General features: G+C 34.6%; 14 protein-coding genes. 9 read left to right on the plus strand and 5 right to left on the minus strand.

What is annotated here, in order from left to right; genetic code table 11:
- Window positions 1-154: 154 nt before the first annotated feature.
- A complete protein-coding gene (gene tsaD, locus FEZ18_RS11825; protein WP_153268508.1) occupies window positions 155-1,177 on the minus strand; it encodes a tRNA (adenosine(37)-N6)-threonylcarbamoyltransferase complex transferase subunit TsaD in 1,023 nt (340 codons plus the stop codon).
- 248 nt (window positions 1,178-1,425) lie between these two features.
- On the opposite strand from tsaD, the gene FEZ18_RS11830 reads away from it, so the two are divergent.
- The 8 genes from FEZ18_RS11830 to FEZ18_RS11865 all read left to right on the plus strand — a co-directional run bounded on the left by FEZ18_RS11830 (window position 1,426) and on the right by FEZ18_RS11865 (window position 15,891).
- On the plus strand, window positions 1,426-5,835 hold the full coding sequence (locus FEZ18_RS11830; protein ID WP_228122742.1) for a translocation/assembly module TamB: 4,410 nt from the start codon (window positions 1,426-1,428) through the stop codon (window positions 5,833-5,835).
- A gap of 147 nt (window positions 5,836-5,982) precedes the next feature.
- Entirely contained in the window at window positions 5,983-6,969 is a 987-nt protein-coding gene (gene pfkA / locus FEZ18_RS11835; RefSeq protein ID WP_153268509.1) for a 6-phosphofructokinase, read from the plus strand.
- Between the two features lie 17 nt (window positions 6,970-6,986).
- Window positions 6,987-7,988 carry a type I glyceraldehyde-3-phosphate dehydrogenase gene (gene gap, locus FEZ18_RS11840; protein WP_153268510.1) on the plus strand — a complete coding sequence of 334 codons (1,002 nt, stop codon included), beginning with the start codon at window positions 6,987-6,989 and terminating at the stop codon, window positions 7,986-7,988.
- A gap of 69 nt (window positions 7,989-8,057) precedes the next feature.
- Window positions 8,058-8,918 (plus strand): BadF/BadG/BcrA/BcrD ATPase family protein, encoded by an 861-nt coding sequence (locus FEZ18_RS11845; protein WP_153268511.1) that lies wholly within the window; start codon window positions 8,058-8,060, stop codon window positions 8,916-8,918.
- A gap of 27 nt (window positions 8,919-8,945) precedes the next feature.
- Entirely contained in the window at window positions 8,946-10,178 is a 1,233-nt protein-coding gene (locus FEZ18_RS11850) for an ABC transporter ATP-binding protein (protein ID WP_153268512.1), read from the plus strand.
- A gap of 384 nt (window positions 10,179-10,562) precedes the next feature.
- Complete coding sequence (locus FEZ18_RS11855; RefSeq protein ID WP_153269113.1) at window positions 10,563-11,693, plus strand: DUF2891 domain-containing protein; 1,131 nt, start codon at window positions 10,563-10,565, stop codon at window positions 11,691-11,693.
- A 122-nt stretch (window positions 11,694-11,815) separates the two neighbouring features.
- On the plus strand, window positions 11,816-15,049 hold the full coding sequence (locus tag FEZ18_RS11860; protein ID WP_153268513.1) for a S41 family peptidase: 3,234 nt from the start codon (window positions 11,816-11,818) through the stop codon (window positions 15,047-15,049).
- Between the two features lie 95 nt (window positions 15,050-15,144).
- A complete protein-coding gene (locus FEZ18_RS11865) occupies window positions 15,145-15,891 on the plus strand; it encodes a DUF6503 family protein (protein ID WP_228122744.1) in 747 nt (248 codons plus the stop codon).
- A gap of 100 nt (window positions 15,892-15,991) precedes the next feature.
- On the opposite strand, the gene deoD is transcribed toward FEZ18_RS11865, so the two are convergent.
- The 4 genes from deoD to clpB all read right to left on the minus strand — a co-directional run bounded on the left by deoD (window position 15,992) and on the right by clpB (window position 21,242).
- Complete coding sequence (gene deoD, locus FEZ18_RS11870; RefSeq protein ID WP_153268514.1) at window positions 15,992-16,690, minus strand: purine-nucleoside phosphorylase; 699 nt, start codon at window positions 16,688-16,690, stop codon at window positions 15,992-15,994.
- Between the two features lie 4 nt (window positions 16,691-16,694).
- Window positions 16,695-17,360 (minus strand): deoxyribose-phosphate aldolase, encoded by a 666-nt coding sequence (deoC, locus tag FEZ18_RS11875; protein WP_153268515.1) that lies wholly within the window; start codon window positions 17,358-17,360, stop codon window positions 16,695-16,697.
- Window positions 17,361-17,499: 139 nt separating this feature from the next.
- Window positions 17,500-18,237, minus strand: a complete 738-nt coding sequence (gene deoC, locus FEZ18_RS11880; protein ID WP_153268516.1) for a deoxyribose-phosphate aldolase — start codon at window positions 18,235-18,237, stop codon at window positions 17,500-17,502.
- 398 nt (window positions 18,238-18,635) lie between these two features.
- A complete protein-coding gene (gene clpB, locus FEZ18_RS11885) occupies window positions 18,636-21,242 on the minus strand; it encodes an ATP-dependent chaperone ClpB (protein WP_153268517.1) in 2,607 nt (868 codons plus the stop codon).
- A 297-nt stretch (window positions 21,243-21,539) separates the two neighbouring features.
- Here clpB and ytxJ point away from each other — a divergent pair, with 297 nt between their 5' ends.
- Window positions 21,540-21,926, plus strand: coding sequence for a bacillithiol system redox-active protein YtxJ (gene ytxJ / locus FEZ18_RS11890; RefSeq protein ID WP_153268518.1), 387 nt, complete (start codon window positions 21,540-21,542; stop codon window positions 21,924-21,926).
- Window positions 21,927-21,944 lie beyond the last annotated feature (18 nt).

The following is a 21,944-nucleotide window of genomic DNA, read 5'->3' on the forward strand; positions in this document are numbered from 1 at the left end:
TATTGTATCGTTTTGAGCGTCTTGTTGTTAGTTTACGGTGTTGATAATTTGTAGGATGCCATGGTTTTTAAGTGTAAACGAAAATTTAAAGTCATAAACATTAATTTTTGAGGTGTACGCTGTAAAAAGTAAATGTCTGTGTAATAGCGAATCATTAAATCTTCAATCGTGCCGAAGCCATAACATCTTGTTCTGCAAAATTGTTTTCTAAATATTTTAAATACCCAACAATAGCAATCATGGCGGCATTATCGGTAGTGAATTCAAATTTCGGGACATAGGTAGTCCATCCAAATTTCTGTTCGCCATCTTTTAAAGCTTGTCGAATTCCAGAATTTGCCGAAACACCACCACCAATAGCAATATGCTTTATCCCTGTTTGTTTACTGGCCAATTTTAGTTTATCAATTAAAATACCAATAATCGTGTATTGAATAGAGGCGCAAATATCGTTTAGGTTTTCACGAATAAAATTAGGGTTAGCTTTTACTTCGCGTTGTATAAAGTATAAAATTGCTGTTTTTAGACCCGAGAAGCTAAAATTTAAACCTTCAACTTTTGGTTTGGTAAAGGAGAAGGCTTTGGGGTTACCCAGTTTTGCGCGTTTATCGATTTCTGGTCCAGCAGGATAGCCTAAACCTAAAATTTTCCCGCTTTTATCAAAGGCTTCGCCAACGGCATCGTCAATAGTTTCGCCAATTACCTTCATATTAAAATGGCTTTCTACCTTCACAATTTGAGTATGGCCGCCAGAGATAGTCATCGCTAAAAAAGGGAGGGGTGGTTTTTTAAACCCCTCTTCGTCTATAAAATGCGCCAAAATATGTGCTTGCATGTGGTTTACATCAATTAGCGGAATGTTTAAACCATAGGCCAAAGATTTTGCGAACGATGTTCCTACCAAAAGCGAACCCATTAAACCAGGTCCGCGTGTAAAAGCAACGGCACTAAGCTGTTCTTTAGTGATTTTTGCTTTTTTTAGAGCTTGATCTACCACAGGCACTATATTTTGTTGGTGGGCACGAGAGGCCAGTTCTGGCACAACACCGCCATAGGCTTCATGTATTTTTTGGTTGGCCACAACGTTGCTTAAAATCTTGCCATTGTGTATAACTGAAGCCGCTGTATCGTCACAAGAAGACTCAATTCCTAAAATGTAAATATTTTGTGAAGACATTAATAAAAATTAGGCATAATAATTGTTAATTTTGACGATGTATAAACATCTGTCGATCTTAATATAATCGTAACTACAAAATTACTCATTTATTTTTTTAATTGAATAATTATAATTTTTATTATTAGTTTTTAACTTTTAATTATTAGCAGATTCGTAGATAAAAAAACATGGTTTATTCTCATTAAAATTATAACTTTAGCCTTATTAAAACAGCCTTAAAAATAGTATCTAAAATTGCCGGCATTTTGCTGTTGCTTTTCATCATTTTGGTGTTGGTACTTTCTATTCCTTTTGTTCAAACAGGCTTAGGTAATTATGCGACTAAACGCCTAAATGAGGAGTTTGGAACTCAGATAAATATTAATAAAGTGGGGTTGCGGTTTAATGGAGATGTCGCGCTAAAAGACGTGTATATTGAAGATTATAAACAAGATACGCTTATTAATATAGCGGCACTTAATACTTCAATTTTAAATTTTAGAAATCTTTACCAAGGCAAATTGGTTTTTGGAGATATTGACATTATCGATTTAGATTTCAATATTAAAACCTATAAAGATACTACCGATACGAATTTAGATATTTTTGTAGCCAAGTTCGACGACGATAACCCAAGGTCTGGCAAAAGTAGTTTCTTGTTGTCATCTAGCGACGTGTCTATCTACAACGGAAATTTTAGACTTATAGACGAAAATCGCGATACCGCTAAACGTTTAGATTTTACAAATTTAAATATTAATGCTACCAATTTCTTAATTAATGGAAGTGATGTTAGTGCCAGAATAAATACACTAAATTTTGTAGATAGCAGAGGCCTTGAGATGAAAAATATGATGACTAATTTTAGTTATACGCCTTCTCATATGTCTTTTAAAAATATTAATGCCAAAACGCCATTTTCTACTTTAATAGGTGATTTGGAGTTCGCCTATAAGCGTGAAGATTTGCAATATTTTGTCGATAAAGTACAGGTAAAGGCAAGCTTTGAAGATTCTAATATTGCCTTAAACGAACTCAATGTTTTCTATAACGAGTTTGGGGTGAATCAATATGCTAACTTTAGCGCAAACTTCTCTGGAACTCTAAATAATTTAAGCGCCACTAATTTAAGGCTAAGAAGTAGTAGAAATACAAGAATTGTTGGAGATATAAAGTTTAAAAACTTGTTTAGTAAAGCAGATGGTGATTTTTACATGAATGCCAATTTTAGAAACTTATCTTCTACCTACCGAGATTTAACAGCATTATTGCCGAATGTTTTAGGAGAAGCTATTCCTTCGTCTTTCGACAGGTTGGGTAAATTTAAAATGGTTGGTAAGTCTAAAATCACGGCTTCAACAATACATGCAAATCTTGAGATTGATACCGATTTAGGTTTTGTAGATTCGGAGTTGGAAATCACCAAAATTGACGATATTGATAATGCATCCTATAAAGGACGAATAATTTTTAATGAATTTGATTTGGGGACTTTAATCGACGACCCAAACGTTGGATTAACATCGCTTAATTTAATTGTAAATGGCCACGGGTTTATTGCTGAAAATTTAGATACCCAAGTAGAGGGCAAAGTTTTTGAACTCATGTATAACAATTATAATTACTCACATATTGATGTAGCAGGTAATGTTAAAAACAAAATATTTGATGGTAACTTAGTGGTTAAGGATAAGAATTTAAAGTTAAACTTTAATGGGCTTATCGATTTCTCAGAAAAAGTTAACAAATATGATTTTAAAGCCGATGTAGATTACGCGAATTTAAACGCCTTGAATTTTATTGCTAAAGATAGTGTTTCCATTTTTGTAAGCCATTTACAAATGAACGTAAACGCCAGTAATTACGACGATGCCTATGGGCGTGTTCTATTTAAAAACACTTCCTATAAAAATCAAAGAGAAACTTATTATTTTGACGAATTTGCCGTATCGTCTCGATTTGAAGACAACACGCGGTTTATTGAAATTGATTCTCCAGATATTATTGAAGGCAAACTTCAAGGAGAATTCGTTTTGAAAGATTTAAGGAAGCTATTCGAAAACTCTATTGGGTACATTTATACCAATTACATCCCGTATCAAGTAAAAGCAAATCAAAACATTAATTTTAATTTTAAAATATACAACAAAATAATCGATGTCTTCTTTCCAGAAATTAAATTGGGTAAAAACACCTTTGTTCGAGGGCGAGTAGCGAGCGACGAAAAAGATTTTCGACTTACATTTAAATCTCCCGAGATTAAAGTATTCGATTATTTCGCCAACCAAATAGAAATACAAGTAGATAATAACAATCCGTTATTTAATACCTATGTTGAAGTAGATAGCATGAGTACTAAGCATTACAATGTGTCTAAATTTAATTTAATTAATGTAACGGTAAGTGACACCTTGTTTATGCGTTCTGAGTTTAGAGGCGGAAAGCAAAATAAAGACATTTTTAATTTGAGCTTTTATCATACCATTAATGAGAAAAACGAATCGGTAATTGGTTTTAAAAAATCTGATGTAACTATTAAAAATAATAAGTGGTTTATTAACGAGGCTCAAAATAGATTTAATAAAATCTCTTTCGATAAAAAGTTTACAACCTTTAATATTGATAAATTTCATGTCAATCATAATAACGAAGAGATAAAGCTTTCAGGGTTTTTAAAAGATTCTACCGAAAAAGATTTAAAACTTAATTTTAAAAATGTAGATCTGGCAAAAATTACGCCACATATCGATAGCTTATCTCTGGCGGGCAACGTTAATGGCAAGTTAGATGTTATTCAGAAAAGTGGAAATTATCTGCCTAACTCGTCCATTATTATTGATAATTTTAAAGTCAACGATTTTCCTTTGGGAGAATTTAATGCTGAAATTCAAGGCAATGAAGATTTAACCAAGTACAATGTAGAGGCCAGTATTAAAAACGAATTCACAAAATCTTTTAAAGCAGCAGGAGATATTATTGTTAAAGGTAAGCAGTCTAATATCGATATTAATTTAGATTTCGATGATTTTAATTTACAACCGTTAAACCCATTATTAGATGGAATTTTATCAAACATACGGGGACTTGTATCGGGCAAAGCTCAAGTTGTAGGTAATCTAAAAAAACCAGACATAAATGGCGATCTAATATTAAATAATTCTGGCTTAGGTGTGCCTTATTTGAATGTTGATTATAAGTTTAACGACAAAGCCGCAGTGAGCTTAGAAAACCAAAGTTTTATTTTTAAAAATTTAAGACTAACCGATACTAAATATAACTCTAAAGCCCGATTAAACGGGGTATTAAGTCATATTAATTTATCGAAATGGAGTTTAGATTTAAATATCGATACCAATAGACTATTAGTATTAGATACCAAAGAGAGTGAAGAATCGTTGTACTTTGGTACTGGTTTTATTGGAGGTAGTGCGAGTATAAAAGGTCCAGCCACCGAACTGGTTATTAATGTTAATGGCGAAACCAAAAAAGGTACAGTGTTTAAAATACCATTGAACGATACCGAGTCTTTTGGCGATAATTCTTTCATTCACTTTATTACCGATGAAGAAAAACGTGCTAAAGAGCAAGGTATAGATTTTGTTTTTAAAGAGATTAAAGGATTAGAATTAGATTTTGATTTAGACATTACTGAAGATGCCGAGGTTGAAATTATTATAGACAAAAATACAGGGCACGCTTTAAAAGGCCGCGGAGTAGGAGGTCTTTTAGTTGAGATTAACACCAATGGTAAGTTTAATATGTGGGGAGATTTCTCGGTGTTCGAAGGGGTTTATAATTTTGCGTTTGCCGGCTTGGTTCAAAAAGAATTTATCGTACAACCCGGCGGAACATTAGCTTGGGATGGAGCACCGCTAAAGGCTAGAATAGACATGAATGCCATCCACAAAGCGCAAGCAAATCCGTCACCACTTCTCGATAACCCCATTAACCGAAGTATTCCCGTAGAATTAAATATTAGTTTAACTGGCGAACTGGAGCAGCCAGAACCTGAATTCGAATTCGAATTCCCGAGTGTTAGTTCTACAGTCAAATCAGAACTTCAATACAGATTAGAGTCTAAAGACGATAGGCAAAATCAGGCATTATATTTATTGTCAACCGGTGCCTTTTCGCGTAGTTTAAGTGATTTGAACTTTTCAGGCACCATAGCCGAGCGTCTAAATGGTATTGTTAATGGTATTTTTACGAGCGAAAACGGGAAGTTTGATTTCGGATTTAATTACGAGGTTGGAGAAAATAGACCAGATTATAAAACAGACGATCGAGTGAGTGCAACGCTTCAAACCCAAATTAGCGATAAAATAAGTATTAATGGTAAAATAGGAGTGCCAATTGGTGGCGCTACAGGAACCGCAATTGCCGGTGATGTTGAAATAAATTTCCTCTTAAATGAAGATGGGACTCTTACAGCCAAAGTATTTAACCGAGAAAATAGTATTCGAAATTTTGGTGAAGATATTGGTTATACCCAAGGTTTAGGTTTGTCTTACAACGTCGATTTTGATACCTTTAAGGAGTTGCTTAGAAAACTAGTTAAAAAAACATCAAGAAGAGAAGAGGAAGCTGTATTATCTCAAGACCCTACAGATGAAACCGATTCGAATACCGCGCCAAGTTTTATAACACACAAATCGCAGTCCAATAAAAACAATTAATAATTGATTAAGTTTCGGTAAAAAACTTTGTGATTTGTTTTTTATATCCACGCAAACGTTTTAGTGTGTTAGAGGCATTAAATTGTGATATATGTTGTATTATTATGATTTTAGTTTAGTAAATTTACTTTCATAATAATAAAACTAATGCCAAAAAAAATAAAAAAAATAGGAGTGCTTACCTCAGGAGGCGATTCTCCAGGAATGAACTCGGCCATTAGGTCTGTGGCACGAACTTGTGCGTACCATAATATCGAGTGTGTAGGGGTATATCGGGGTTACGAAGGACTAATAGAAGGCGATTTCAAGCCTATGGATGCTAGAAGCGTAAAGGGTATTTTAAATAAGGGGGGAACCATACTAAAGTCGGCCCGCTCTAAAGAATTTAGAACCAAAGAAGGTCGTCTGCAGGCGTTTAACAGTTTAACAAATGCAGGTGTTGATGGCCTTATTGTTATAGGGGGAGACGGTTCTTTTAGTGGAGCCTTAGTACTTAATCAAGAATATAATTTTCCTGTAATTGGAATACCAGGCACCATAGATAACGATATTTATGGCACATCGCATACCTTAGGTTTCGATACTGCCCTAAACACCGTGGTTGATGCTATCGATAAAATACGCGATACCGCAAGTTCTCATAATAGATTGTTTTTTATCGAGGTTATGGGTCGCGATGTTGGGCATATTGCTTTAAACGCGGGCATTGCCGGTGGTGCAGAAGAGATTTTAATTCCTGAAGAAGATTTAGGTTTAGATCGGCTAGTAGAATCTCTTAACCGTAGCAGAAAATCGGGTAAATCATCGAGTATCGTTATTGTTGCAGAAGGTGATAAAATCGGTAAAAATGTGTTTGAGCTAAAAGATTTTGTAGATGAAAACCTAGAAGATTACGATGTTCGAGTTTCGGTTTTAGGGCACATGCAACGCGGTGGCTCACCCTCTTGTTTCGATCGTGTTTTAGCAAGTCGAATGGGCGTAAAAGCTGTCGAATCTTTGCTTGAAGGCAAATCGAATTATATGGTTGGTTTGAAGAATGGCGAAATGAAATTAACACCTTTAGAAAGCGCCATAAAAGGAAAAACAAAAATAAATTTAGAATTATTACGTGTCTCAGATATTATGAGCATTTAACTTTAATACAAAGTATTATGTCAAAATTAAAAATTGGAATTAACGGATTTGGAAGAATTGGAAGAATAGCTTTTAGAATTGCTGCCGAAAGACCAAACGTTGAGGTTGTTGGAATTAATGATTTATTAGATGTAGAACATCTGGCTTACCTTCTAAAATACGATTCTGTGCATGGAAAATTTAACGGCACTATCGAAACACAAAAAGGAAAATTAATAGTAAACGGAAAGGAAATAAGAGTTACGGCAGAGCGTAATCCTGAAGATTTAAAATGGGATGAAGTGGGAGCAGAAATCGTTCTAGATTGTACGGGTATTTTTAAAGACCTTAAGGGCGCTCAAAAACATATTACTGCTGGAGCTAAAAAAGTGGCTATTTCTGCGCCTTCTGCAGATGCTCCAATGTTTGTAATGGGAGTTAATCACAACCATATTACAGCATCAGACACGATTGTATCTGCTGCATCATGTACAACGAATTGCTTAGCGCCTTTGGCTAAAGTAATTAATGATAAATTTGGAATTGCAGAAGGATTAATGACTACAGTTCATGCGGCAACAGCAACACAATTCACGGTCGATGGTGCCTCTGCAAAAGATTATAGATTAGGTCGCGCTTCTTTAAATAATATAGTACCAGCCTCTACGGGAGCAGCAAAAGCGGTGGGTAAGGTTATTCCAGAATTAAATGGTAAATTAACTGGTATGGCTTTTAGAGTACCAGTTGTTAATGTCTCTGTGGTAGATTTAACTTGTCGTTTAGAAAAAAGTGCTACTTGGGATGAGGTAAAAGCGGCTTTAAAACAAGCTTCTGAAAACGAATTAAAAGGCATCTTAGGGTATACAGAAGAAGGTGTAGTATCTCAAGATTTTGTATCCGATCCCGTAACGAGCACCTTCGATGCTAATGCAAGTATGGCCTTAAACGATAACTTTGTTAAACTGGTATCTTGGTACGATAATGAGTATGGCTATTCTTCGAAATTAGTCGATTTAGCCGAACATATTGGCGCACTATAATATTAATATACTGCCGCAGAATTAAAGCTTAAAAACAAACCATTCTGCGGCATTTTTATCTCGAAATTTATGATTTTAATTGTTGATAGTGGTTCTACAAAATGCGACTGGATTGCAGTAGATAATAACGGTAATCAGTTGTTAGAAAAAATGCGTACTAAAGGTTTAAACCCTGCGATACTGCCAGTTAAAAAATTAAAAAAAACTATAAAAAAAAATAAGGAGTTAATCGCTATCAGTGATCAAGTTACTAATATCTATTTTTATGGTGCTGGTTGTGGTACCGACAAACCCAAAGAACTCTTAAAAGGTGTTTTAGAGAAATTATTTAAAAAAGCCGCTGTCGAAGTTCAGGAAGATACTATGGCTGCAGTTTACGCTACGATTAACAGTCCAACCGAAGCCGCCGTGGTTTGCATTTTAGGTACAGGATCAAACTGTAGCTATTACGATGGTAAAATAGAACATAAACGGGTTAAATCTCTAGGGTATTCCATTATGGACGATGCCTCAGGAAATTACTATGGGCGTCAATTAATTAGAGACTATTACTTTAATAATATGCCTGAAGATGTTAAAATTGCTTTCGAAACCAAGTTTAATGTGGACGACGACTATATTAAATATAATTTATACAAGCAGCCCAATCCGAATGCTTATTTAGCCAGTTTTGCTGAATTTATGTTTTTACATAAAGACTCAGCATACATTATAAACCTTATAAAAACAGGTATTCGTCTATTTGCCACGACGATGATTATGCAGTTTAAGGAAGAAATTAAAACAGTTCCTGTTCATTTTGCCGGATCTATTGCTTTTTTCTCAAAACCAGAAATTGAACAAGTGGCACAAGAAATGGGATTTAAAGTTGGTAATATTGAGCGCAGACCAATTGAAGGTTTAGTGGCCTTTCATACTGGCAAATCTTAAGGTAATTTATTTTAAAACATCATCTCTGTGGTCTCTCACACTGCGCTTTATATCTCTAATAGCGAGGATAAGGAAAAACTTATCAAGCGTATTATTTGCGAAGATTTATTCGGGGAATTCTCAGGTTTAAATGGGGCACTTTTCTCAAAATCAACTTTAGATAAATTTATGCAAGACGAAGTGCGTCATGATAAATATGACGTACTTACCAAAACAAATAATAGCTTGGTTAACTCTTCTGAAGGTGAACGGAAAATTGCCCTATTAGAACATCTTATAAATCTGAATCCACAATATCTTGTAATCGATAATGTATTTGGTAATTTAGACACAAATGCTCAAAAGTCTATTGTAAAAACTCTAGAGGGTTTAGCGCAAAGCATACCTATAATTCAAATAACAACTCGCAAACGAGATATTTTACCTTTTATAGATAAGTGTTACAAAATTGAAAATAATACTCCGGTGTTATGTAAAAAAGCAACGCTTTTAGAAAAGCAAACAAACTCCATTTTTAATTTGCATTTACCCAAACCTTATATTGCTCATGTAAAGGAGTATGATACCTTGGTTAAGTTTAATCAGGTTACCATAAGTTATGAAAGTAAATGCATTGTTAAAAATATTAATTGGGAAATTAAACCGGGTGAGTTCTGGCAGCTATCAGGGCCAAACGGTTCAGGAAAAAGCACACTTTTAAGTCTCATTTCGGGAGATAATCCAAAGGCTTATAATCAAGATATTAGTTTGTTTGGAGTTAAAAAAGGCAGTGGTGAAAGTATTTGGGATATAAAAAGAAAAATAGGGTATTTCTCCTCAGAATACCTACGTGGATTTGAGCGTTCTCAAGCCATCGAAAAGATGATCATCTCTGGTTTTTTTGATTCTGTAGGACTTTATAAAAAACCAAATGAAAGGCAAGTTGCAATAGCCCACCAATGGTTAAAAATTTTAAATATGTACCACTTAAAAGATAGTCCTTTTCTATCTTTATCTGTTGGGCACCAGCGCTTAGTTTTAATTGCAAGAGCCATGGTTAAGCAGCCACCACTGCTTATTTTAGACGAGCCCACCAATGGATTGGATGATTTCGACGCTGCGTTGTTTACTACCTTAGTTAACAAAATTGCTACAGAAACCCAAACTGCCATGTTGTACGTTTCGCACCAAGTTGAAGAAAATTTATTAAAACCAGATTTTATATATCAATTACAACCACACGAAACTGGGTCTACTGGTAAATACTTGAAATGTAATTGATTTTAAATAGTCCATAAAATAATATTATATCATTTTAATTTTGAAATGTGGTATGGTTAATTTGAACTATTTTTTGTTGAGATGAGATAGAAATCGCAGATTCACGAACGCGTTTTTTTACTGTAATAGAAGCGTGAGCTAAAATCAAAGTATAGCCGGAGTTATGGTTTTATTTGATACCCAAATACGGGCGAAAAAGAACTGCGAAGCACATCAGGAACACCTATTTATAAAATAGAAAGATGTGAGTAAACGAATTGTATACGACATTACATTGTTAATTTTTTTTTAAGCAAGTGTTCTAGTGTAATAGACCATTAAAAACATATTGTTTTATTAAAATTGAAACCATAACTTTAAAAATTTATAAACCCGTAAAACATGATGAAATACCTTTTCGTATTCGTTCTAGCTTTAATCTTGAGCTGTAATTCTTCAAAAAAAGATAAAACTGTTTTAGAATCCCCTAAAGAAACGGTTGGTGTATCTCCGCGTATGGCTAAAACTCCTAAATTGGATTTAAAAGAGGCAAACATATTAGCACAACTACCTTTAAATTGTATTCAATTAGAATACCCGAATAAGTTGTCTCAAACATTAGGTAGTGCAGACGATTTAAAACCACCTAGCGCATTACATCCGACGTTTTATGGTTGTTTTGACTGGCATTCGTCGGTTCATGGACATTGGACTTTAGTTAGTTTATTAAAACAGTTTCCAAACCTTGATAATGCTGATGTTATAAAAAAAGGTTTACTTGAAAACATTTCCAAAGAAAACATAGAAGCCGAATTACATTTTTTTAATAATAAGCACAACAAGTCTTTCGAGCGTACTTACGGTTGGGCGTGGTTACTAAAGCTTGCCGAAGAATTACATACTTGGAATGATAAAACGGCGAGAACTTTAGAATCTAATTTGCAGCCATTAACGCAATTAATAATCGATAAGTACTTGGAGTTTTTACCAAAATTAAATTATCCAATTCGTGTTGGTGAGCATACAAATACCGCTTTTGGGCTAAGTTTTGCTTGGGATTATGCAAACACCCTTAATAATCAAGAGCTAAAAAGTTTAATTGAACAACGCACCAAAGATTTTTATTTAAAAGATGCAGATTGCCCTATAACTTGGGAACCTAGTGGTTTCGATTTTTTATCCCCGTGTTTGGAAGAGGCGGCTTTAATGAAACGCGTGTTGCCCTTAAAGGATTTTAAAATATGGTTAGCTGAATTTTTACCACAATTAAGTGATGAAAATTTTAAACTAGCCCCTGGTAAGGTATCCGATAGGGGCGATGGTAAACTAGTGCATTTAGACGGTGTTAATTTTTCTCGAGCTTGGAACTTAAACAAAATTGCTAAAGATTTACCCGATTATGAACATCTTAAAGATATAGCGAATTATCATCTAAATTATTCTTTACCAAGCATCGTTGGCGATAGTTACGAGGGCGGGCATTGGTTAGGGAGTTTTGCCATTTATGCACTTAATGCGAGTAGTGCATTAGAGTAGGTTTATTACCTAAATAGATTAAGGTCTTAAAATAAGTACTTGTCTAAATATTATGTTAAAAAACACAGGTTTAATATCTGTGTTTTTTATTTTAGTACATTAAAAACTAATCCAACCCTTTTATGAAACGACATTTACTACTAATAACAATAATATTACTGAATATTAATGTTAGTTTAGGTCAAAATCCCATAGTACATTTACCAGCATTAAGTCCTAATGGCACACAAATAGCTTTTAATTATCAAGGCGATATCTGGACAGCAAATAGTAATGGTGAAAACGCAAAACGATTAACGGTTCACGAGGGTTACGATACCAATCCAATCTGGAGTGCAGACGGTCAATCTATAGCTTTTCAAAGTAATCGATTTGGCAATAACGATGTTTATATTATTCCATCGAATGGGGGGTTGTCTAAACGCCTAACACACCACTCTGCAAACGATATTTTAACAGATTATACAAAAAACGGAGATATTCTTTTCGCGACTCGACGAGATTTTGCCCAGGTAGAACGAGAATATGAAGTACATTTAGTTAGCGATAAAGGCGGTACACCAATGCGTTTTATGGACGCTTTAGGTTTCGATTTTAAGGTGTCTCCAAATGGTCACTTTGTGGTCTTTGTTAAAGGCAGTTGTAGATTAGAGCGCGAGGCCTACCGTGGTTCGGCGAATCGAGATCTTTGGTTGTACAACATAAAAAATGATACATACACCCAGTTAACCACTTTTAACGGAAACGATTTTTACCCGCAATGGGGCGATAATAACACCATATATTTTCAATCGTCTCGGAGTGGGAAATACAATGTGCATAAACTCAAAATTTCAGAGACGGGAGAAAAACAAGATCAAATTGAGCAAGTGAGTGCATTTAAAGATATGGGGCTTTTTTCGTTTAATGTGAGCAGAAATGGACAGGCCATAATCTTAGCTAAAGCCGATAAAATTTTTATTATTAATACAGCTACAAATTCTCAAAAAGAAGTAAATATTAATATCGCTGCCGATTATCGATTTGATCCTATCGAGCGCAAAACATACACGAGTAACATTAATGACATTGCAATATCGCCTAACGGAGCATATACCGCTTTAAACCTAAGAGGAGAAATATTTCTAAGAGGAAACTCAAAGGACGAAAATAGGACTGTAAATGTTTCGAAGTCACCTTACAGAGACAGAATGGCCTCGTGGATTAACGATAGTACTCTAATCTTTATTTCCGATAGAGATGGTCAAAATAACATATATACCCTACGTTCTGGCGATAACAAAGAAAGTAATTTATTTAAAACCCTAAAGCACAAGATAGAAAGGATTACAAAAACCAATGAAGGCGAAAGTAATCTTGTTATCGCACCCAACGGAAAACAAATGGCATTTATTCGTGGTCGAGGAAAACTTATTGTAGCAACTATTAGCAACACAGGAAAAATAGAAAACGAAAAAACCTTACTCGACGGTTGGGATACCCCTAGTGGTGTGTCTTGGTCTCCAGACTCTAAATGGTTGGCCTATAGTTTAAAAGATTTAGATTTTAATAGCGAAATTTATATTCATAAAGCAGATAATACTCTAGACCCTGTTAATATTTCTATGCATCCTAAACAGGATTATGGGCCAATTTGGAGTAACGATGGAAAAAAATTAATGTTTTCATCAAACAGGAATAATAGCGATTATGATGTTTGGTTTACTTGGTTAAATAAAGCAGATTGGGAAAAAACACCTGAAGATTGGAAAGAAGAAGATAAGGAAGCCGATAAGAGTAAAAACAAAAACGGTAAAGATAAAAGCAGCAACGGTAACCAAGAGAAAAAGGAAGAGATAAAGGATGTTATAATTGACTTTGAAGCCATTCACGAGCGACAAATACAAGTTACTTCCTTTACGGGAGGAGAATTTGCTCAAGCATTTTCTAAAGATGGTAAAACAATTTATTACACTACCGGTAATGGAACTCGAGGAGATGCCGATACAGAATCCGATTTATTTAAAATTTCATGGGATGGTAAAGATAGAAAAGCAATAACAAAAGCGAACAAAAGACCATCTAATATTGTGGTCGATAAAAAATATCAAAATTTATTTATGACTCAGGGGACTGGTAGTCTTTCAAAAATTATTTTGGCCTCCGACAACATTGAAAGTTTACCAATTTCGGCAAGATTAAACGTGAATTATCACGAAGAATCTAATCAAATATTTGAAGAAGCTTGGAAAGCCATTAATGATGGTTTTTACGACCCTAATTTCCATGGACAAGATTGGAATGTATTAAAGGAAATATACAAACCCTTAGCCATGCGAGCGTCTACTCGAATAGATTTTCAAAACATGTTTAATTGGATGTTGGGTCAGGTAAATGCCAGTCATATGGGCTTTCGCTCAAGAGAATTTCGAGAAGATTTGCAACGCCAGCGTACGGGCTTATTAGGTTTAGAGTTTGTGCCTAATACTAACGGTAGTTTAAGAGTGGAAACCGTTGTTGGTAATATGCCAAGCGATAGAATTAGCAGCAAAATACAGGTTGGCGACGTAATAACGGCTGTAAATGGAACAAAGTTAACAAAGAATTTAAATGTTTATAATGTATTAGAGGGTACAGCAAACGAGAAAATCTACCTGGATCTTAAACGCGGAAATAATTCTATTGAAGTGGTTATTAGACCAAAAATTAGCAACCGACTTGAAAATTATACCGCTTGGGTTAAAGCGCGAAAACAATTAACAGAAAAATACTCAAACGGCCAATTGGGATACATCCATATTCAGGGCATGAATTGGACCAGTTTCGAGCGGTTTGAGCGTGAACTCACAGCGGCTGGTTTAGGAAAAAAAGGACTGGTAATTGATGTGCGTTTTAATGGTGGTGGTTGGACAACCGATTACTTAATGGCGGTATTAAACGTAAAACAACACGCTTATACCATACCACGTGGTGCCTCGAATAACTTAAATATTGGACATGACAAATTTAAGAATCATTATCCATTTAGCGAACGACTACCATTAGCTTCTTGGACAAAACCTTCTATAGCGTTGTGTAATCATACAAGCTATTCCAATGCTGAGATTTTTTCGCATGCCTACAAAGCATTAGGTTTAGGAACTTTAGTAGGTGAGCCCACTTTTGGAGCGGTTATCTCCACAGGTTCTGCACGTTTAATTGACGGTTCTAGCGTTAGAATGCCGTTTAGAGGGTGGTTTGTAAAAGAAACCGGCGATAATATGGACTTCGTCCCAGCTGTTCCAGATATTTTTGTGCTCAATAATCCAGACGATAAAGCCAAAAATAAAGACACACAATTAAAAAGAGCGGTAGATGAGTTGCTGAAGCAAATTTAGGTTGTACATTAAACACACAGGCGCGAAATTGAATAGAATAGTTCGTTTTATTTGCATTTATGCCTAACTTAATACTTTGTACTAGAATGGTAAATATGAAAAAATGGATTCTAATCATCAGCGTTTTCGCTTTATTTTTAAGTTGTGAAAATACGAAAGACAGCTCGGCTCAAGATGTGGTCGACAAATCGATCGCAATTTCAGGTGGCGCCATAATTGCAAATGCAACCCTGTCGTTTAACTTTAGAGACAAATATTATAAAGCGACTCGAAATAACGGCATATTTCAGTTGGAGCGTCGATTTAAAGACTCCTTAAACACCGTTAGAGACCTCTTGTCAAATAATGGATTTGAGCGATTTATAAATAATAAGCTTACTGAAATTACTCCAACTGAAGTTAAGCGTTATTCGACCGCAGTAAATTCTGTTCATTATTTTTCAGTCTTGCCATTTGGTTTAAATGACAAGGCGGTAAATAAAGAATATTTAAAAAAGGTTGATCTGAAAGGAAAACCGTATCACAAAATTAAAATTACGTTTAATAAAGAAGGTGGAGGTGAAGATTTTGAAGATGTTTTCGTGTACTGGATTAATACTGAAGATTATAAAACAGAGTATCTTGCGTATTCGTTTAAAGAAAAACAGGGTATAGGATTACGCTTTCGAGCGGCGTATAACGAGCGGTATATAAAAGGGGTAAGAGTTGTAGATTATTATAATTATAAACCCAAAGACCACAATATTTCTTTATTAGACTTAGGGGAGTTATTTGAAAATAACCAATTGGAATTGCTATCTAAAATTGATTTAAAGAATGTTGAAATAGAACCATTAAAATAGTTCTAAACCCGGTAAAAATTGTTCTAAAACCACATAAATTATAAGATTAATCTTGCACACATATCTACTAGTGTGGTCTTACCGTTTATGCGTTTGTTTTTTAGGCCAGTTCCATCGCAATTTCTACCATTTCAGAAAATGTCGTTTCGCGTTCTTTACTTGTGGTGCGTTCACCTGTAACTAAAGAATCAGATATGGTTAAAATAGATAGGGCGTTAACATTGTGTTTGGCTGCAACAGTATATAAACCAGCACTTTCCATTTCTACACAAAGCACACCAAATTGCGACCATTTTTCGTACGACTCAAAATCGTCGGCATAAAATTCATCTGAAGTAAAAACATTGCCTGCTTTAATTGGAATTTTCTTCTCTTTTGCAATTTCAACTGCTTTTTGAAACAATTCAAAATTTGCAGTAGGAGCGTAGTCTGCACCACTAAATCGCAAGGCATTAACACCAGAATTTGAAGAAGCCGACATGGCTAAAACAATATCTCTAATTTTAATATGCTTTTGGTACGAGCCTGCACTACCAACTCTAATCAGGTTTTTAACAGCATATTCTGTAATTAACTCGTGCGCATAAATAGATATTGAAGGTACCCCCATCCCAGTACCCATAACAGAAATAGGAGTGCCTTTATAAGTTCCAGTATAACCGAGCATGCCTCTTACTTGATTAAAACATATGGGGTTTTCAAAAAAGGTTTGGGCTATCCATTTTGCACGTAAAGGATCTCCAGGAAGTAAAATAGTTTCGGCAATATCGCCTTTTGCTGCTTCAATATGTACGCTCATGCTTTTAATAGTTTGAATTAGATGTTTTATCTGTAACAATGGCAATTCCAGATGATGTTCCAAGGCGTTCCACACCAAGGTTTATATATTCTAATGCCGTTTTTTTGTCTCTTATCCCTCCAGAAGCTTTAATTTTAGCTGTGTTTTTCGCAACACTTTTCATAAGCTTTACGTCATTCATGGTAGCACCACCTGAACCAAACCCAGTAGATGTTTTAATAAAATCTGCTCCACTTTGTACCGCCAGTTCACTAGCTTTTATGATTTCTAAATGGTCTAAATAACATGTTTCTAAAATAACTTTTAATACATTTTTAGGCATTATTTTTTTTACGGCTTCAATATCTTGCCAAACGGCATCAAAATCTTTGCTTTTAAGAAAACCTAAGTTAATTACCATGTCAATCTCATCAGCACCATGACTTAATGCTGTTTTAGCCTCATCAACTTTAGCTTGAGTGGATGCAGCACCTAGCGGAAATCCTATAACGCTACAAACTTTAACATTAGTATTTTTAAGTTGCTCTTTTGCTAAAGAGACATAACAACTATTCACACACACCGAAAAAAACTCATGAGCAATAGCTTCTTTGCAAAGTTCTATAATATCAAGATTGGTTGCTGTTGGTTTTAAAAGGGTGTGATCTATGTAGGTGTTTAAAGGCTTCATAATTAGTGTTTAGATACGTTTTTAAATTTAAATAGATTACGTATTGTTATTAGCGCTAAAGTTAGTGTAAATATTAAGCTTAAAAAAAAGCTAAACAAATTTAAATGTGGTTTAGCTTTTTTGGTGTTTACGTAGGATGTTAAATATTATCTGAAAAATGTTTTGTTTCAAGAACATCTTCTTCTTTAAAAGTTTTAATGTATTGTTTAAATATTTTAGAGTTTTTCTTAGCGCGAGTTTTTCCAACAAGCTGTACGCCGTAATTAACTCCAATTCTGTCGGCACCAGCTTCTATATATTTAAGAGCCGTCTCATAATCTTCAATACCATCAAAAGCAGCTATTTTAATGTGATTTCTTACTGTTTTTCGTATAATTTTTACGGTACTTAGGGTGGCTCCATTTTTAGAAAAACCACTAGATGTTTTTATATAGTCGATGTTAGCATCTAAACAAATTTCACAGATTCTAATAATTTCGTTTTTATTTAATTCAGAAATCTCAATGATGACCTTAAGTGGTGTATTTCCAATAGCCAATTTTACGTCGGTGATATCTTTTAACACAGAAACGTAATTTTTACTTTTAAGCAAGCCTTGGTTGATTACCATATCAATCTCATTAGCGCCAAGCTGTCTCGCTTTTTCAGCTTCGTAAACTTTAACTTCTGAGGTTGTTGCACCTAACGGAAAACCAACGGGCGTGCAGATTTTAATATTGGTGTTTTTTAGCAATTGTTTAGCTAAGGTTAGGTAAGAGGTATGAATATTAATAAACTTATAATTGTGTGTCTGCGCATCTGCGCATAAATCTATAATGTTTCTTTCTGAAGTTGAAGGATGTAATAACGCGTATTCTAAATAATCAGCAATTTGCATATAAATAAGTAGGCTTTAAATGTGTTTTATTTGGAAACGAATTGGGGTATTGGGTTTACAAATAAAAATATAATTTAACTGAAAGTAAATCTATGAAATTAAATCTGTTTTGTATGAATTTTAACAAGTTTTTAATTAACAATCATCGGTTAATAATATTGTTGTCGGTAATATTTTTTGAGATTTTTTTTGTGATAAGTCCATGGTATTTTATGAAGGTACAGCGCATGTTATGAGATACAGAAGTTTGGCTTCTATTGATCTAATGCTCTATGTTGACCAAAAGGGTATTTGTGGATTGTTGAGTTATAATAGAAAAAAACCAACCCTATTCTAATTTTAGAACAAGGTTGGTTTTTATGACTAATTATAGTTATTTATAAAATAAATTATAGAGTTTAAATCTCTTCACTAACTACTTTATTTTGGTTTCTAAAAACTAACTCATCATTAAAAGCATCTAAAAGTATAATACTATCTGTCGTTATTTTTCCAGCCAAAATTTCTTTACTTAGCGCGTTTAAAACTTCTTTTTGAATAACACGCTTTACAGGTCTTGCTCCGTATTCTGGATTATAACCCTTGTTAGCTAAGTAGTTTATAGCTTCGGGAGTGGCATCGAAAGTTATACCTTGTTCTGCAATCATTTTACTTACATTTTTTAACTGTAATCCTACAATATCTATAATGTTGTCTTTGCTTAAAGGCGTAAACATAATCGTGTCATCAATTCTATTTAAAAACTCGGGACGCACGTTTTGTTTCAATAAACCTAAAACATCAACTTTTGCAGCTTCAATTGCAGATTCTATATCGTTTGTGGCCTCAAAACGTTCTTGAATTAAGTGGCTTCCCATGTTAGAGGTCATTATTATAATGGTGTTTTTAAAGTCTGCTACTCGTCCTTTATTATCGGTTAAACGACCTTCGTCTAGAACTTGAAGTAAGATGTTAAAAGTGTCTGGATGTGCTTTTTCAATTTCATCTAAAAGCACTACAGAATAGGGTTTTCTTCGAACCGCTTCTGTAAGTTGTCCGCCTTCATCATACCCCACGTATCCTGGAGGCGCACCTACTAATCTACTAACGGCATGACGTTCTTGGTACTCACTCATATCAATTCTGGTCATGGCATTATCATCATCAAATAAATATTCGGCTAATGCTTTAGCCAGTTCGGTTTTTCCTACTCCAGTTGTTCCTAGAAAAAGAAATGTACCAATAGGTTTTTGCGGATTCTGTAATCCGGCTCTAGAGCGTCTTACGGCATCACTTACCGCGATAATGGCTTCCTCTTGACCAACAACACGTTTGTGTAATTCGTCTTCTAAATTTAAAAGCTTTTCGCGTTCACTTTGTAGCATTTTAGTTATAGGAATACCAGTCCATTTGGCCACTACTTCTGCAATATCATCATAGGTCACTTCTTCTTTTATTAAAGTGTTTTCAGCTTGTTCTTGCAATTGTTTTTGGTACTTCTCTAAGGTTTCTTGAGCTTCTTTTATTTTACCGTAGCGCAATTCGGCTACTTTGCCGTAATCGCCGTCACGTTCTGCACGCTCTGCTTCAAGTTTGTAGTTTTCAATATCTTGTTTAATGCTCTGTATATTATCAACAACCTCTTTCTCACTTTTCCATTTGGCATTTAATTCATTACGCTCCTCTTTTATATTAGCCAAGTCTAAGCGCAGTGATTTTAATTTGGCCTCGTCTTTTTCGCGTTTAATGGCTTCAATCTCAATTTCGAGTTGCATGATTTTTCGGTCTAAAACATCTAATTCTTCTGGTTTAGAGTTGATTTCCATTCGAAGTTTTGATGCGGCCTCATCCATTAAATCAATGGCTTTATCTGGTAAAAAACGGTTTGTTATATAACGTTGTGATAGCTCTACAGCTCCAATAATGGCCTCGTCTTTAATACGTACTTTATGGTGTGTTTCGTATTTTTCTTTAATACCTCTTAAAATTGAGATCGCACTTTCTGTATCGGGTTCATCGACCATTACTTTTTGAAAACGTCGCTCTAAAGCCTTGTCTTTTTCAAAATATTTTTGATATTCATCTAAGGTGGTCGCACCAATAGCTCTAAGTTCTCCTCTAGCTAAGGCTGGCTTTAAAATATTTGCGGCATCCATAGCGCCTTGTCCGCCACCAGCGCCAACAAGTGTGTGGATCTCGTCTATAAATAGTACAATATCACCATCGCTAGTAGTCACTTCCTTAATAACAGCTTTTAAACGTTCTTCAAATTCGCCTTTGTATTTTGCTCCAGCAATTAGAGCTCCCATATCGAGTGCGAAAATTTGTTTGTTTTTTAAATTTTCTGGGATATCACCATCAATAATTCGGTGAGCTAAACCTTCGGCAATGGCAGTTTTTCCTGTGCCTGGTTCACCGATTAATATGGGATTGTTTTTGGTTCGACGTGTTAGAATTTGAAGAATTCTACGTATTTCTTCATCTCGACCAATAACCGGGTCTAATTTTCCGTCTTTAGCTAATTGATTTAAGTTTTTAGCGTATTTATTTAATGAGTTGTAAGTGTCCTCTTGACTTTGTGATGTTACATTTTGACCTTGACGTAATTCCTCAATAGCGGCTTTTAAGCCTTTTTCGGTTACGCTTTGGTCTTTTAGCATTTGAGCAATTTTACTATTAGATTTATAAACCGCTAATATTAAGTGCTCAATAGACACGTATTCGTCTTTCATGCTTTTGGCAATTATCGCAGCTTCGTTTAACGTTTTTCCAGCGTCGCGCGAAAGCATAATTTCACCACCAGTAACTTTAGAAAAGCTTTCTAATTGCTTGTCTATGGTTTGTTTAAGTATGCCAATGTTAACGTTTAGCTTTTTTAATAGGAATGGTAATACATTTTCATCAACCTCAAAAATGCCTTTAAAAATATGCTCATTTTCTATTTGCTGATGCCCGTAACCCTGAGCAATTTGCTGTGCTTGCTGTATGGCTTCCTGCGATTTTATTGTAAAGTTACTTAAATTCATATGGTTTTTTATTTTTTTGATTTTCTCTCTCGAGTAAATCATGTTAATATTTCCGTTTTGTCATTGTAAAACTATTTTCATTAGCTTTACTTTTACACAATGAGTCAATAACCTTACCAACTCAACTAGAGCGACAAAATGTCTGTAAAAAAATTTACGATCACGACTTTTAGTCAGTTTGTAAGGTTGTTGAAAGGTTACGACTTATAAGGTTGTGAAATAAAGATTTCTAAACGCTTAGGAATTTATAAAATAAAAAATCATCTATCCTTGTTTTCAAGGATTAATACGTTTGTTATGGGAATATTAAAGAAATTATTTGGTAGTAGTGAGACAGAAAACAAGAAGGAACTCCCTTGGATTGCTCTCAATGATTTGAATCAACTTAGTCTTATAGAAAAAAAATCGGCTACTAAAACTCAGGTGATTTTTAAGCACTCCACGCGTTGTGGTATTAGCTCTATGGTGATGAAACAGTTTGTTGCGACCTATAATTTTACCGAAAATGAAATGGATTTGTATTATTTAGATTTGTTAAGTTACCGTGATGTGTCTAACGAAGTGGGTTATAAATTTCAAGTCATGCATCAGTCTCCTCAACTTTTGGTAATAAGAAATGGTGTTGTAGTTGCGCATGCCTCTCATGGTGCGATTAACGATTTAGATTTGAATCGGTTTTTGTAAAATACGAGGTGTAGCTTT

This window comes from Oceanihabitans sp. IOP_32 (assembly GCF_009498295.1).
Lineage (GTDB): Bacteria > Bacteroidota > Bacteroidia > Flavobacteriales > Flavobacteriaceae > Wocania > Wocania indica.

What these genes read in the sequence shown, in the direction of transcription:
- tsaD (WP_153268508.1), bottom strand. Translation starts at nt 1,177, where the DNA reads ATGTCTTCACAAAATATTTACATTTTAGGAATTGAGTCTTCTTGTGAC.
- pfkA (WP_153268509.1), top strand. Translation starts at nt 5,983, where the DNA reads ATGCCAAAAAAAATAAAAAAAATAGGAGTGCTTACCTCAGGAGGCGAT.
- gap (WP_153268510.1), top strand. Translation starts at nt 6,987, where the DNA reads ATGTCAAAATTAAAAATTGGAATTAACGGATTTGGAAGAATTGGAAGA.
- FEZ18_RS11845 (WP_153268511.1), top strand. Translation starts at nt 8,058, where the DNA reads ATGATTTTAATTGTTGATAGTGGTTCTACAAAATGCGACTGGATTGCA.
- FEZ18_RS11855 (WP_153269113.1), top strand. Translation starts at nt 10,563, where the DNA reads ATGAAATACCTTTTCGTATTCGTTCTAGCTTTAATCTTGAGCTGTAAT.
- FEZ18_RS11860 (WP_153268513.1), top strand. Translation starts at nt 11,816, where the DNA reads ATGAAACGACATTTACTACTAATAACAATAATATTACTGAATATTAAT.
- FEZ18_RS11865 (WP_228122744.1), top strand. Translation starts at nt 15,145, where the DNA reads ATGAAAAAATGGATTCTAATCATCAGCGTTTTCGCTTTATTTTTAAGT.
- deoD (WP_153268514.1), bottom strand. Translation starts at nt 16,690, where the DNA reads ATGAGCGTACATATTGAAGCAGCAAAAGGCGATATTGCCGAAACTATT.
- deoC (WP_153268515.1), bottom strand. Translation starts at nt 17,360, where the DNA reads ATGAAGCCTTTAAACACCTACATAGATCACACCCTTTTAAAACCAACA.
- deoC (WP_153268516.1), bottom strand. Translation starts at nt 18,237, where the DNA reads ATGCAAATTGCTGATTATTTAGAATACGCGTTATTACATCCTTCAACT.
- clpB (WP_153268517.1), bottom strand. Translation starts at nt 21,242, where the DNA reads ATGAATTTAAGTAACTTTACAATAAAATCGCAGGAAGCCATACAGCAA.
- ytxJ (WP_153268518.1), top strand. Translation starts at nt 21,540, where the DNA reads ATGGGAATATTAAAGAAATTATTTGGTAGTAGTGAGACAGAAAACAAG.